The sequence below is a fragment of the Sphingopyxis sp. GW247-27LB genome, from assembly GCF_002277025.1.
Lineage (GTDB): Bacteria > Pseudomonadota > Alphaproteobacteria > Sphingomonadales > Sphingomonadaceae > Sphingopyxis.
This window is the reverse complement of record NZ_NIWD01000002.1, coordinates 168267-180723: the sequence shown is the minus strand read 5'-3', so window position 1 is coordinate 180723 and position 12457 is coordinate 168267. Positions and strand designations below refer to the sequence as shown.

Genomic DNA, 12457 nt, shown 5'->3' with positions numbered 1-12457 from the left:
GCCCAAAAATCGAGAGGAATGGCCTTGTTCGACCACCCCATCCTGCCCACGACGATCGTCGGAAGCTACCCCCAACCCGACTGGCTGATCGATCGCGAGCGGCTGAAGGCCAGCCTGCCGCCGCGCGTGCGTGCCGAGACGCTATGGCGCATTCCCGAACCCTGGCTTGCGGACGCGCAGGAGGCGGCGACGCTGATGGCGATCCGCGACCAGGAAGAGATCGGCATCGACATCGTGGGCGACGGCGAAATGCGCCGCGAAAGCTATTCGAACCGGCTCGCGACCGCGCTGTCGGGGATCGATCGAGAAAAGCACGGGACCGCGATCGACCGCACCGGCAACGCCAACCCGGTGCCGCTCGTCTCCGGCCCGATCCGCCGCGTCGCGCCGATCGAGGCGCAGGACGCGGCCTTCCTGCGCCGCCATTCGACGAAGCCGGTCAAGCTCACTCTCCCCGGCCCCTTCACCATGACCCAGCAGGCGGAGAATGGCTATTATCCCGACGCCCGCGCACTCGCGATGGATTATGCCGACGCGGTCAATGCCGAAGTCACGGATCTGTTTGCGGCGGGCGTCGACGTCGTCCAGCTCGACGAGCCCTATTTGCAGGCGCGTGCCGACGCCGCGGGCGCTTATGCGATCGAGGCGATCAACCGCGCGCTCGACGGGGTCGACGGCACGACCGCGCTCCACATCTGCTTCGGCTATGCGATGGTGCACCACGGCGCGGGCGCGACGGGACCGAAGCCCAAGGCCTATGATTTCCTCGCCGAGCTCGAAGCCTCGAATATCGACGTTATCTCGATCGAAGCCGCGCAGCCGGGGCTCGACCCCGCCATCCTCGCCGAACTGCCGACCAAGACGATCATGTACGGCGTGCTCGACCTGTCGATTCCCGAGGTCGAAACGCCCGAGGTGGTCGCGGGACGCATCCGCGAAGCGCTACGCTATGTCGATGCCGAACGGCTGTGGATCGCCCCCGATTGCGGGATGAAATACCACAGCCGCGAACATTCGCAGGCGAAGCTGAAGGCGATGGTCGACGGCGCCGCGCTGGTGCGGGCGGAGTTGAAATAACCTAGCTCGTCATTGCGAGGAGCGTAGCGACGAAGCAATCTCCAGATACCGGCCTTCGGTTACCAGCCTTGCGGAGGGCCGATAGCTGGAGATTGCTTCGCTTCGCTCGCAATGACGAAGATTATCGATCGATGAAATCCGTCAGCAACGGCACCACCACCTCGGGCGCCTCGACGGTCGGCAGATGCCCGACGCCCTCAATCACCTCCAGCCGCGCCCCCGGAATCGCCTCCGCGATCTCGTCGTGATGCGCGCGGCTGGTGATGCCGTCCTGCTCGCCCCAGAGCAGCAAGGTCGGCACCGCAATCTCGCCGAGCCGCGGGCGACTGTCGATGCGCGCCATGATCGCGCGCTGCTGGGCGAGGAAGGTGTCGGCGCCGGTGTCGGCCGCCATCTGCCGCGCGATGCGGAGCAGGCGCTCGTCGCCGCGCTTCTCCTCGGGAAACAGGATCGGGATGCGCTCTTCGACAACCTGGTCGAAATTGCCGCTCTCGACGAGGTCGATATAGCCCTGCCGCCGCGCCGTCTGTGCCGGGCCGTCGGCCGAAGCGAGCGTCGAGATCAAGGCAAGTTTCGCGACGCGCTCGGGCGCCCGGCGCATCACCTCGAACGCGACGAAGCCGCCCATGGCGTGCGCGACCAGCACGAACTTCGGCGGGGCATTGTCGAGCAATCGCTGCGCAAAGCCTCCGATCGTGTCGTCGCCGCGATTGTCGGCGACGATCACCTCGCGGTCGGCCCACGCATCGAGCAAGGGCTGCCACACCGCATCAGTCAAAAGCTGGCCGGTTATGAGGATGATAGGAAGCGACATTAGACCACCTGATGAAGAAGCGCCTCGCCCGCGGCGAGGCGGCGGCAATTTTCCTGCGCAACCGACAGGCTGCGGACGAGCGTTTCGGGCGTCAGCCACGCGATATGCGGCGCCAGCACCGCATTGGGCAGGCCGAGCAGCGGATTGCCGCGCGGCAGCGGCTCTTCGGCGAAGACATCGAGTCCCGCTCCGCGCAAATGACCCGATGTCAGCGCCTCGACCAGCCGAGCCTCGTCGATCAGTTCGCCGCGCGCCGTATTCACCAGCACCGCGCCTTTCTTCATGGCCAAGGGATCGATCGATGCGCGCGTCTCGTCGGTCAGGGGGATATGCAGCGACACGATGTCGCTTTCCGCCAGCAACCGGTCGAGCGGCCAATAATCGTAGGGCACATCGCGCGCGTTCCGTGCGGTATAGACAACCCGCGCGCCCAGCGCCGCTAGCACCGGCGCGAGCAACTGGGCCGAATGGCCGAAGCCGACCAGCCCGACGGTGCGCCCCGCAATCTCTCCCACGCTGTCGAGTTCGGACGGATCTGCGGTCCACCCCTCACCCGCGCGGGTGCGCGCGTCGAAGAAGCAGGTGCGCCGCAGCACCGCCATCATCAGCGACAGCGCCATTTCGGCGACCGCCTGGCTGTTGGTGCCAGGCATGTTGCATACCGCCACGCCATGATCGCGCGCGGCATCGAGCGCGATCGTGTTCACTCCGACGCCGAGCTTCTGGATCAGCTTCAGTTTCGGCGCCGAGGCGATGAAGTCCGGCGTGACCGGGGTCAGCACATGGAGCAACACGGAGATCTCGGGCGCCACTTCATCGAGCGGCGCCGCCTCATCAACATGCACGACGACGCCGGGGCCGAAAATCGCATCGACCGCTTCGCTAAAACCGGGGCTTGGACGCGCGTGGAGGACGATCATGCCGCCACCCGCCCGATCGACCCGGCGAAGGCCGAGAAACCGGCGAATTCGGCGTCGCCGCCCATCGCCTCCTCGATCCGCAGCATCTCGTTCCACTTCGCCATGCGTTCGGAGCGCGTGAAGCTGCCAACCTTCAATTGCCCCGCGTCCCAGCCGGTCGCGAGGTGCGCGATGGTGACATCCTCGCTCTCGCCCGAGCGCGCCGAGACGATCGCGCCCCAGCCGCGCGCCACCGCCGCGTCGAGCGCCGCCTTCGCCTCGGTCACGGTGCCGACCTGGTTGACCTTGATCAACGCCGCGTTGCACACCGCCGCCTCTCCCGCGCGCGCGACCCGCGCTGCGTTGGTCACGAGCACATCGTCGCCGATGATCTGCACCCGCTCGCCGATCGCCGCGGTCACCGCCGCCATCGCCGTCCAGTCATCCTGCCCCGCCGGATCCTCGATCGACAGGATCGGATAGGCCTTCGCCCATTCGACGATCCGCGCCGCCATCTCCTCGCTCGTCAGGCGGCCGTCATCGAGCGCGAGGCTGTAGCCCGACGCATCACCGAGTTCATTCGCGGCGATGTCGAGCGAGATGAACACCTCCTCGCCCGCGCGGTGGCCGCTCGCCTCGATCGCCTTTGTCAGCGTGTCGAGCGCATCCTCGTTGGAATCGAAATTCGGCCACCAGCCGCCCTCGTCGGCGACGCCCGACAGCGGACCCTTCGCCTCCATCAGCCGCCCCGCGGCGCGATAGACATCATCGGTGATCTCGAGTGCGCGGCGGAAGCTGCCCGCCTTCGGGCACATGACCATGAAATCCTGCACATCCGTCCGCCGCCCGGCATGCGCTCCGCCGCCGAAAATCTGGATTTCGGGAAGTGGCACACGCACCTTGCGCCCGTCCGCCAGATAGCGCCACAGCGGCTCGCGCGCATCGGACGCGGCGGCGTGGAGCACCGCCATCGACACCGCGACCACGGCATTGGCGCCGAGCCGCGCCTTGTTCGGCGTGCCGTCGAGGTCGCACAGCATGCGGTCGACTCCGGCCTGATCGCGCGCATCCATGCCCGCGATCGCGCCCGCAATCTCGGCGCCGATCCCCGCGACCGCGCCGTTCACGCCAAAGCCACCGTATGCTTCGCCGCCGTCGCGCAGGTCGATCGCTTCATGCGCGCCGCGCGAGGCGCCGGCGGGAGCAATGGCGCGGCCGACCGCGCCCGATTCGAGCACAACCTCGGCCTCGACGGTGGGCCGGCCCCGCGAATCCCAGAGCTGGCGGCCGGTGACGGAGGCGATACGCGAAGTCATGGGAGAGTCCTTTTCCAGTGGGCGACGAGTTCGCCGAGCGGCGACGGCGCCCGGATCAGCGTCCGCGCCTGATCGCGCACGATGCGCTTGTGGTCGGGGTCGGTAAGATAGGGCGCCGGCGACTTGCCCTCGACCCGCGCCAGGAGCAGCGCGGCGGTCAGCTTGCCTGCGCGCAGCAGCACCTCCTCGGCATCTTCCCAGTCGATCCCCGTGCGATAGGCGGCAACCAGCGCGGCGGCCGCTTCGCTCAGCCGCGCGTCGCCCGACCACACCGCCTTCAGCAGCAGGTGCGTCGTACAAAAGGCGAGATCGAACGCCGGGTCGCCATAGACCGCGCATTCGGCGTCGAGGAACACCGGGCCGTCGGCGCTGACGAGAATGTTCTTGGGACTGACGTCGCCATGGACCAGCGCGATCTTGCGCCCCGAAAGATCGTCGGCGAGCGCAGTGAGCGCGGGCGCGAGTTCGACGTCATGCTGCGCAACATAGAGCAGAAACGGATCGACGCGCAGCGCGCGGAACATCTCGTCGTTCGGAAAGTCGGCGCGATCACCTTCGTTATGCGCGGTGGCGGCATGGACCGCGGCGATGCCCCGCCCCACTTCTCCTGCGAAGGGGACGTCGACACGCCCCGCCATCAGCTCGTCTTTCCACACCGGGCAGCCGGGCAGAAAGCGCATCGCGAACGCATGCCCCGTCGGTAGTTCGGCGAGCACCTCGGGCGCGATGCTCGGCTTCACGCCGCGCGCGCGCCGCAGCCAGCGAACTTCACTCGTCCCGCGCTCGACCGGTGCGAGCCATTCGGCGGCGACGCGCAGCTGCGGCAGCGGGCGCTTGACGACGATCGGACCGGTCGGTGTCTCGACCTTCCACACGTCGCACGACACGCCGCCGGTCAGCGGCTCGAGGATGATTTCGCCCTCGCCCGTCAGACCGGCGCCCTGCAATCCGGCAATGATTTCGGCCTCCGCCGTCACGTCACAGCTTCTCCCGGATCCATGCACCGACCAGGTCGGCGGCGTTCCGGCGTTCCTCGATCGAGTCTTCGAAATAATGCGCGCCGGGGATGAGTTCGAGCTTCTTGTCCTTCGAGCCCAGGAAATCGAAGATCTTGCGCGCATCGCTGGGGAAGACGCCGGTGTCGGCGCTTCCCTGCACGACGAGCGCAGGGGTGTCGTGCTTGGCGAGATGCGGCTGGCCCTGGCACGGTGAGGTTTCGAGGCTCCACATGTTGAGCCACGTCTTGATGGTGTTCGCGCGGCCGATGCTCGGCGTGCGGTTGGCGATCGCCGGATCACCGCGATAGCACCAGTTGGGCTTGCGATCCGACGGGTCGATCGCGGGATCGACGCAGCGGATGTCGCCCCAGCAGCGGAACATCGGGAAGATGCGGTCGGGAATACCCGCATCGTTGAGGCGCTTCAGTTCCGCCTTCGCCCAGTCGGTGATCCGCTGGTTGCGCGCGCGCTGCGCGGCGCGATATTTGGCGATGAACGCGTCCGAATAGGGCGGGCCGTTGTCGGGGTTGAACGGGTCGAGTTCGGGGTCGGTCAAGGTCGGATCATTCTCGTCGATCACCGACGCGTCCATCCAGTCGGTCAGCACTTCGGGCCGCCCCTGGTGTGCGTTGAAACTGATGTAGAGGTCGCCCTTCACGAGGTTCGCCAGCGCGTCCTGTCCGACCGAGGGCAGCCGGTCGGTCAAGGTGGGCGCGATCGCCTCAGCCTGATAGGCACCCATCAAGGAGCCGCCGCCCGAATTGCCGAGGATGACGATCTGCTCGACCCCCGCCTCTTCCTTCAGCCATTTCATGCCGACGCCGATGTCGAGCACCGCATGTTCGAGCAGGAACTGGTCCTCGACGCCGCGATAACGCGTGTTCCAGCCGAGGAAACCGAAGCCCTGACGGGCGAAATAGGGCGCGATATAATGTTCGGAGAAGTCGACGTTGTAATGGGTAGCGATGATCGCGACCTTCGGGCGCTTGCCCGCCTCGGTCCAATAGATGCCCTGGCAGGGATGCCCGCCCGCCTGAATGCGCGGCGCGGTCGGCGACACGCGGCCGATGAATTGCGCGTCCAGTCCTTCGATCCCGTTCGGGTCCACCATCATCGTCTCTCCTGATTATCTGCTTGGGTCAGCGGGTCACGTCGAAAGGCAGCGTGTAGCCGTCCAGCCCGGCACGGATCGCCTTCTTGTCGATCTTTCCGGTGGGGCCGAGCGGAATGCCGTCGACGAACAGCACGTCGTCGGGCATCCACCAGCGCGCGATCTTGCCGTCGAGAAAGGCCTTGAGGTCGTCCGCTGAGGCCGTCATGCCCGGCTTGAGCTCGCACAGCAGGATCGGGCGTTCGTCCCATTTGGGATGCGCGACGCCGACGACGGCAGCATTGGCGACCGCCTCATGCCCCATGGCGATGTTCTCGATCTCGATCGAGCTGATCCACTCGCCACCCGATTTGACCACGTCCTTGGCGCGGTCGGTGATCTGCATATAGCCTTCGGCATCGATCGTGCTGACGTCGCCGGTGTCGAAGAAGCCCTCTTCGTCGAGCACGTCGCCGCCCTCGCCGCCGAAATAGCCCGCCGCGATCGTCGGCCCCTTGATCATCAGCCGGCCCGGTGTCTTGCCGTCGTGCGGCAGGCGGTTTCCGGCATCGTCGACCAACTTCATCTCGAGCCCGCAGAGTAGCCGGCCCTGCTTGAGCTTGTAGGCCATCTGCTCGTCGTCGGACTTCGCCGCGACCGACGCGCTCGGCACCGACACCGTGCCGAGCGGCGAGGTTTCGGTCATGCCCCAGCCCTGGATGACATCAACGCCATAATCGTCGCGGAAGGTGCGGATGATCGATTCGGGGCACGCCGAGCCGCCGATCGTCACGCGCTGCAGCGTCGTGAAGCGCTTGCCATTCTCCTGCATATACTGGAGCAGCATCTGCCACACGGTCGGCACCGCGGCCGAGTAAGTGACGCCCTCCTGCTCGATCAGATTATAGATCGACTCGCCGTCCATCCGCTGCCCCGGCAGGACGAGCTTCGCCCCGACCGCGGGCGCCGAATAGACGACGCCCCACGCATTGGCGTGATACATCGGCACGACGAGTAGCACCGTGTCGCGCGCCGACAGCGCGAGCGCGTCGCGCTGCAAGGTCATCAGCGCGTGGATATAGTTGGAGCGGTGCGAATAGAGCACGCCCTTGGGATTGCCGGTCGTGCCGCTGGTATAGCAGAGGCCGCAAGCGGCGTTCTCGTCGAACCCGCCCCAGCCATGGTCGGTCGGCTGCCCCGCGATCCAGTCGTCGAAGGCGATCGCATCGAAGCTGGTCTTCGGCATCGACGCCGCGTCGCAGAAGAAGATCACCTTCTCGATCGACGGCACCTGCGGCAGCAATTCCTCGACCAGATCGGCGGTCGCCGGATCGGCGATCAGCAGCCGGTCGCCAGCGTGGTTCGCGATATAGGCGATCTGCTCGAGGAAGAGCCGCGGATTGAGTGTGTGGAGTACCGCCCCCATCCCCGCCGCGCCATACCAGGCGGCGAGATGCCGCGCGCCGTTCCATGCCATCGTCGCGACGCGATCGCCGGGCTTGATGCCTTCGGCGGCCAGCGCATTCGACACGCGCTTCGCATCGGCATGAACGTCGGCATAGGTCGACCGGGTGACGCGTCCCTCGGCATCGCGCGACACGATCTCGCGGCCGCCGTGCCAGTTCGCCGCATGGTCGAGGATCCGGTCGACCGTCAGCGGCACATTCTGCATCAACCCGTCCATGTCGGCCCGCTTCTCCCAATCGTGGCTATCGTTGCGCCCATTGTCCTACCTTATCGCAGAAAGATAGTATACTAAGTATTTTACCTTTGCAATGCCGCTCCGCCTTGCCTCGCCCCGGCCCTTCTTCTAGCGTGATGCCGTTGGCGCTTGGCCGGCAAACGGGGACTATCGCGGCTCTTCATGCGCACCAATCAGCTTATCATCGCCCTTTTCCAACGCTTCTGCTGGCTCGACGAGGGGCTGCAGGCGCGCCTCCACGATCATGGCTGGCCCGACGTCAACCGGCCGCAGTCGATGGTGATGACCAACATCGTCAGCGGCATCGTGCGCCCGTCGGACATCGCACGCAACCTCGGCATTTCGCGCCAGGCGATCCACAGCACGATCGGCCAGATGGTCAAGCTCGGCATCGTCCAGCTCGAGGTCGATCCGAGCGACCGGCGCCACATGATCGTCTCGTTGACCGACCTCGGCGCCCGGATGCGCGAGGACGCGCAGCGCTCGATGGACGCGCTGTCGGCGCAGATCGCCGCGCGGCTCGGCCAGGACCGGTTCGACGCGCTGCTCGCCGCGCTCGAAGCCGACTGGGGCGAAAATATCGAGCGATAGCGCCCCGCGGCGGCGGAGCGCCTAGGCGGCGAGCGCCGCCGCGACCCTGACCAACCGCGCCGCGGTCATGTCGACCAGCGAGGCCGGCAGCGGTTCCTTGAGCTGACCGTCTTCCCCGAAGCCCGTGTGCGCCAGCGGCACCAGCACCTGCTCGGGGATCACGACCATCTGGATCGTGTTCAAGATCTGCCGCAGATGCGTCAGCCCGCGCAGCCCGCCGAAGGGGCTGACGGATGCCGACATGATGGCAGCCACCTTCCCGCGGAAGGCGGTCAGCGCCACCGGGCCCTCGTCGCCGGTCGGCCGCGACGCCCAGTCGATCGCGTTCTTGAGCAGCGCGGGGATCGAGCCGTTATATTCGGGCGAGACGAAGAGAATCCCGTCCTGCGCGGCGAGCAGCTGCTTGAGCGCGAGCGCATCGGGCGGAAAGGCGCCCTTTTCGAGCGCGTCCGAATAGATGGGCAGGTCGAGCGTCGCGAGATCGAGCGCCGTCACCTCGGCGCCATGCGCCGCAAGCCGCGCGGCGGCGAGCCGCGCCAGCGCCCGGTTATAGGACCCGTCGCGCGTGCTGCCGACGATTACCGCAATCTTTGTCATCATTCCTCCCGAACCAGATCATTAGAATACTAACTGATGATTCGGGCGAAACGCAACTCCCGCTTCGCGCTCAGGCCTTCACGTCCGAAAGCACCGATAATTTGCGCGTCTCGTCCGCCAGATTGTCGATCACCCGGCGCATCAGCGCCTGCAGCGTCTCGACCTCGTCGTCGGTCATGCCGCGCGTCGCGATCTCGTGGATCTCGGCGTTCATCGGCGCGAGGACGAGTTCGAGCTTCTTCGCGTGCGGGGTCAGGAAGATGAAGGTCTTGCGCCGGTCGTCCTCGGTCTTCTTGCGCGTGATGAAGCCGGCCTTCTCCAGACCCTTCAGCGCCACGACCGTGGTCGGCTCGCGCATCCCGACGCGTTCGCTGAGCTCGCGCTGGGTGATGCCGTCCTCGCGCCACAATTGGCGCAGGAAGCGCCATTGGCCCGCGGAGACGTCATAGGCGAGCGTGCGCCGCTCGAGCAGACGTGAAAAGGAGCGGAAGACGACGCGCGCCAGATAGCCGATGCTGTTTTCCGGGTTGGTGTAGAATTCGGCCGGGTGCCGATAGCTTTTTGTTTTCTTGGCCAATTTCCATTCCCCTTCGGCCATTTTCGGTGGCGGGCCCGCAGCCCGCCTCTGCGCGAACCTTAGAGGCCGAAGATTCGCCCGGCAAGGCGCTTCGTCGCCGGAACGGCGCCACAAGCCCGCGATAGCATTGGACAAAGCCCGAAGATACGATATACTTAGAATACTAAGTTATAGGAGTCCCCCCTTTGGAAAAATTCGTGCGGGTGACGGCGGTGGCCGCCCCTCTGCCGCTCGCCAATGTCGACACCGACATGATCATTCCGGCGCGCTTCATGAAGGCGCTCACCCGGGACGGGCTCGGCAAGCATCTGTTCCAGGAACTCCGCTATGCCGGCGACGGCAGCGAGCGCGCGGACTTCATCCTCAACCGCCCCGCGTGCCGCCGCGCCGGAATCCTCGTCGCCGACCGCAATTTCGCTTGCGGCTCGTCGCGCGAGCATGCGGCGTGGGCGCTCACCGATTTCGGAATCCGCTGCGTGATCGCGCCGAGCTTCGGCGACATCTTCGCGAGCAACGCACGCAAGAACGGCCTGCTGCTGATCCGCCTGCCCGATGCCGTCTGCGAACGGCTGCGGAGCGAGATCGAATTGTCGCAATATGCTCCGGTCGAAGTCGATCTCGAAGCGCAGACGATCCGGCTCGCATCGGGCGAGACGATCGCGTTCGCGGTCGATCCCGACGACCGCCGCGTCCTGCTCGAAGGGCTCGACGACATCGGCCGCACGCTGCGCCACGCGGGTGCGATCACGCGTTTCGAGGAGGCGGGGTAGGCTCGGAGCCTGAATCGAGCCGCATCCGAGGGAAATTTGGCTGGAATGACCGGAAACGAGCGGAGTTGGTCGCTTCCCCTCTTTCGTCGACCCGGGCCCTCTTTCGTCATCCCGGACTTGATCGGGGATGACGAGAGGCTGAAAATCGCGCTCAGCATCTCTTATCTTCGTCATTCCCGCGAAAGCGGGAACCCAGAGTGGGGTCAGCCGACGCTCGCTCTGGGTTCCCGCTTTCGCGGGAATGACAAAAGTAGGAAATGTCCGCTCCCACCCCAAAACCGCCTCTGGCGGGTTGCGGGCGATGCCCCTCCCCTTGTTTGGCGCTCTACGCCAAGCTCTCCGGCGAGGCGATCGCCCCCGCGATCGCGCTTGCCGCCGCGAGCGCGGGGCTCATCAGGTGGGTGCGGCCGCCGCGGCCCTGGCGGTTCTCGAAATTGCGGTTCGAAGTCGCGGCGCAGCGTTCGCCCGGGTTCAGCCGGTCGGGGTTCATGCCGACGCACAGCGAGCAACCGGGCTCGCGCCAGTCGAAACCCGCCGCGCGCAGCACGTCGGCGATCCCCTCCTCCTCCGCCTGCCGCTTCACGAGACCGGACCCCGGCACGACCATCGCGCGGACATGCGGCGCGACACGGCGGCCGCGCACGATGGCGGCGGCGACACGCAGATCCTCGATCCGGCTGTTGGTGCAGCTACCGATGAACACGCGATCGAGCCGGATATCGGCGACCGGCGTTCCGGGCGTCAGATCCATATATTTGAGCGCGCGCTCGGCCGCGGCGCGCAACTCGGCATTGGCCAGCATCGTCGGGTCGGGAATCCGGCCGTCGACCGGCACCACCTGCGACGGATTGGTACCCCAGCTCACCATCGGCCGCACCGCGGCGGCATCGATCCGCACCTCGCGGTCGAAGCGGGCATCGGCGTCGCTCGACAGCAGGCGCCAGCGCGCGCGCGCCGCGTCCCACGCCGCACCGATGGGCGTCGCCGGTCGGCCCTCCAGATAGGCGAAGGTCGTGTCGTCGGGCGCGACGAGCCCGGCGCGCGCGCCCATCTCTATGCTGAGGTTGCACAGCGTCATCCGCGCTTCCATCGACAGCGCGCGGATCGCCGGCCCCGCATATTCGATCACATGCCCGCCCGCGCCGTCGACCCCGATGGCGCCGAGGATATGGAGCGCCAGATCCTTGGCGAAGACATGCGGCGCCAGCATGCCGTCGACGGCGATCCGCATGTTGCGCGACCGGCGCTGGCGGATGGTCTGCGTCGCGAGCACATGTTCGACCTCGCTGGTGCCGATCCCGAAGGCGAGCGCGCCGAAGGCGCCGTGGGTCGAGGTGTGGCTGTCGCCGCATACGATCGTCATGCCCGGCTGCGAGCGCCCCTGCTCGGGCCCGACGACATGGACGATGCCGCCGCGCGGATCACCCATCGCGAAACGCTCGATCCCGAATTGGTCGGCGTTGGCGGCGAGCGCCTCGAGCTGCGCGCGCGCCTGGTCGTCGGCGACGCCCGCCGGGCCCGCCGCCTGCCCCTCGGTCGGGACATTATGGTCGGACAGCGCGAGCGCGCGCGAAGGCTGCCGCACCCGCCGCCCGGCCGCGGCGAGCGCGGCAAAGGCCTGCGGCGACGTCACCTCGTGGAGCAGGTGGAGGTCGATGTAGAGCAGGGTCTCGCCCTCGTCCTCGGCGACCGCGTGGGCGTCCCAGATCTTGTCGTAGAGCGTCCGCGCGCCGGTCATCGCATTCCCCGTCGTTTCGTTATCGTCAGCCGCTCCGCCGCCATCGAATCGCTTTCATCATTTACTTAGTATACTAACTTATATGCAGACGACACGAACCTTCGCAAGCGGCAGCCGTCGGAAAAGCGTTGCCCTCGGAAAATAATACTTAGCACTTGAAGTATTTTTGTCATCTGCTAGAGCGACGATGGGAACGGGGATCATCCGTCCGCACGATGGCGAGCGCGAAGGCGACAGATCTTCCCCGCCACCCGGACCATGCGGCAGCCGTCGGGATCGGCCCGCTTC

12 protein-coding genes are annotated in these 12457 nt (G+C 66.6%); 3 read left to right on the top strand and 9 right to left on the bottom strand.

Features of this window, described 5'->3' with window-relative positions:
* The first annotated feature begins 24 nt into the window (after window positions 1-24).
* Complete coding sequence (locus CD928_RS00945; RefSeq protein WP_095385065.1) at window positions 25-1077, top strand: cobalamin-independent methionine synthase II family protein; 1053 nt, start codon at window positions 25-27, stop codon at window positions 1075-1077.
* Between the two features lie 121 nt (window positions 1078-1198).
* Here the strand turns inward: CD928_RS00945 and CD928_RS00940 are convergent, their stop codons facing one another.
* From CD928_RS00940 to CD928_RS00920, 6 genes are read right to left on the bottom strand one after another with little or no spacing between them, the layout of a single operon-like run.
* The gene (locus CD928_RS00940) at window positions 1199-1891 is read right to left on the bottom strand and encodes an alpha/beta fold hydrolase (protein ID WP_095383670.1); all 693 of its coding nucleotides are present in this window, start codon (window positions 1889-1891) and stop codon (window positions 1199-1201) included.
* Window positions 1891-2811, bottom strand: a complete 921-nt coding sequence (locus CD928_RS00935) for an NAD(P)-dependent oxidoreductase (RefSeq protein ID WP_095383667.1) — start codon at window positions 2809-2811, stop codon at window positions 1891-1893. The genes CD928_RS00940 and CD928_RS00935 overlap by 1 nt, the downstream gene beginning before the upstream one ends.
* Window positions 2808-4106, bottom strand: a complete 1299-nt coding sequence (gene eno / locus CD928_RS00930; protein WP_095383664.1) for a phosphopyruvate hydratase — start codon at window positions 4104-4106, stop codon at window positions 2808-2810. The genes CD928_RS00935 and eno overlap by 4 nt, the downstream gene beginning before the upstream one ends.
* Window positions 4103-5083, bottom strand: coding sequence for a phosphotransferase family protein (locus tag CD928_RS00925; RefSeq protein ID WP_255246997.1), 981 nt, complete (start codon window positions 5081-5083; stop codon window positions 4103-4105). The genes eno and CD928_RS00925 overlap by 4 nt, the downstream gene beginning before the upstream one ends.
* Before the next feature lies 1 nt (window position 5084).
* The gene (locus CD928_RS23680; protein WP_255246996.1) at window positions 5085-6218 is read right to left on the bottom strand and encodes a lysophospholipase; all 1134 of its coding nucleotides are present in this window, start codon (window positions 6216-6218) and stop codon (window positions 5085-5087) included.
* A 25-nt stretch (window positions 6219-6243) separates the two neighbouring features.
* The gene (locus CD928_RS00920) at window positions 6244-7878 is read right to left on the bottom strand and encodes a long-chain-fatty-acid--CoA ligase (protein ID WP_095383658.1); all 1635 of its coding nucleotides are present in this window, start codon (window positions 7876-7878) and stop codon (window positions 6244-6246) included.
* Between the two features lie 180 nt (window positions 7879-8058).
* On the opposite strand from CD928_RS00920, the gene CD928_RS00915 reads away from it, so the two are divergent.
* Window positions 8059-8487, top strand: a complete 429-nt coding sequence (locus CD928_RS00915; RefSeq protein WP_095383655.1) for a MarR family winged helix-turn-helix transcriptional regulator — start codon at window positions 8059-8061, stop codon at window positions 8485-8487.
* 21 nt (window positions 8488-8508) lie between these two features.
* Here the strand turns inward: CD928_RS00915 and CD928_RS00910 are convergent, their stop codons facing one another.
* Both CD928_RS00910 and CD928_RS00905 read right to left on the bottom strand, forming a co-directional pair.
* Window positions 8509-9084: an NADPH-dependent FMN reductase gene (locus CD928_RS00910; protein ID WP_217983703.1), complete on the bottom strand. Its 576-nt coding sequence runs from the start codon at window positions 9082-9084 to the stop codon at window positions 8509-8511.
* A 70-nt stretch (window positions 9085-9154) separates the two neighbouring features.
* The gene (locus CD928_RS00905) at window positions 9155-9661 is read right to left on the bottom strand and encodes a MarR family winged helix-turn-helix transcriptional regulator (RefSeq protein ID WP_095385062.1); all 507 of its coding nucleotides are present in this window, start codon (window positions 9659-9661) and stop codon (window positions 9155-9157) included.
* A 185-nt stretch (window positions 9662-9846) separates the two neighbouring features.
* Here CD928_RS00905 and leuD point away from each other — a divergent pair, with 185 nt between their 5' ends.
* On the top strand, window positions 9847-10431 hold the full coding sequence (leuD, locus tag CD928_RS00900) for a 3-isopropylmalate dehydratase small subunit (RefSeq protein ID WP_095383649.1): 585 nt from the start codon (window positions 9847-9849) through the stop codon (window positions 10429-10431).
* A 325-nt stretch (window positions 10432-10756) separates the two neighbouring features.
* On the opposite strand, the gene leuC is transcribed toward leuD, so the two are convergent.
* Complete coding sequence (gene leuC / locus CD928_RS00895) at window positions 10757-12169, bottom strand: 3-isopropylmalate dehydratase large subunit (RefSeq protein ID WP_095383646.1); 1413 nt, start codon at window positions 12167-12169, stop codon at window positions 10757-10759.
* Window positions 12170-12457 lie beyond the last annotated feature (288 nt).

Excerpts from the sequence above, each read along its gene's own strand:
- CD928_RS00940 (WP_095383670.1), bottom strand. The coding sequence starts at position 1,891 with ATGTCGCTTCCTATCATCCTCATAACCGGCCAGCTTTTGACTGATGCG.
- CD928_RS00935 (WP_095383667.1), bottom strand. The coding sequence starts at position 2,811 with ATGATCGTCCTCCACGCGCGTCCAAGCCCCGGTTTTAGCGAAGCGGTC.
- eno (WP_095383664.1), bottom strand. The coding sequence starts at position 4,106 with ATGACTTCGCGTATCGCCTCCGTCACCGGCCGCCAGCTCTGGGATTCG.
- CD928_RS23680 (WP_255246996.1), bottom strand. The coding sequence starts at position 6,218 with ATGATGGTGGACCCGAACGGGATCGAAGGACTGGACGCGCAATTCATC.
- CD928_RS00920 (WP_095383658.1), bottom strand. The coding sequence starts at position 7,878 with ATGGACGGGTTGATGCAGAATGTGCCGCTGACGGTCGACCGGATCCTC.
- CD928_RS00915 (WP_095383655.1), top strand. The coding sequence starts at position 8,059 with ATGCGCACCAATCAGCTTATCATCGCCCTTTTCCAACGCTTCTGCTGG.
- CD928_RS00910 (WP_217983703.1), bottom strand. The coding sequence starts at position 9,084 with ATGACAAAGATTGCGGTAATCGTCGGCAGCACGCGCGACGGGTCCTAT.
- leuC (WP_095383646.1), bottom strand. The coding sequence starts at position 12,169 with ATGACCGGCGCGCGGACGCTCTACGACAAGATCTGGGACGCCCACGCG.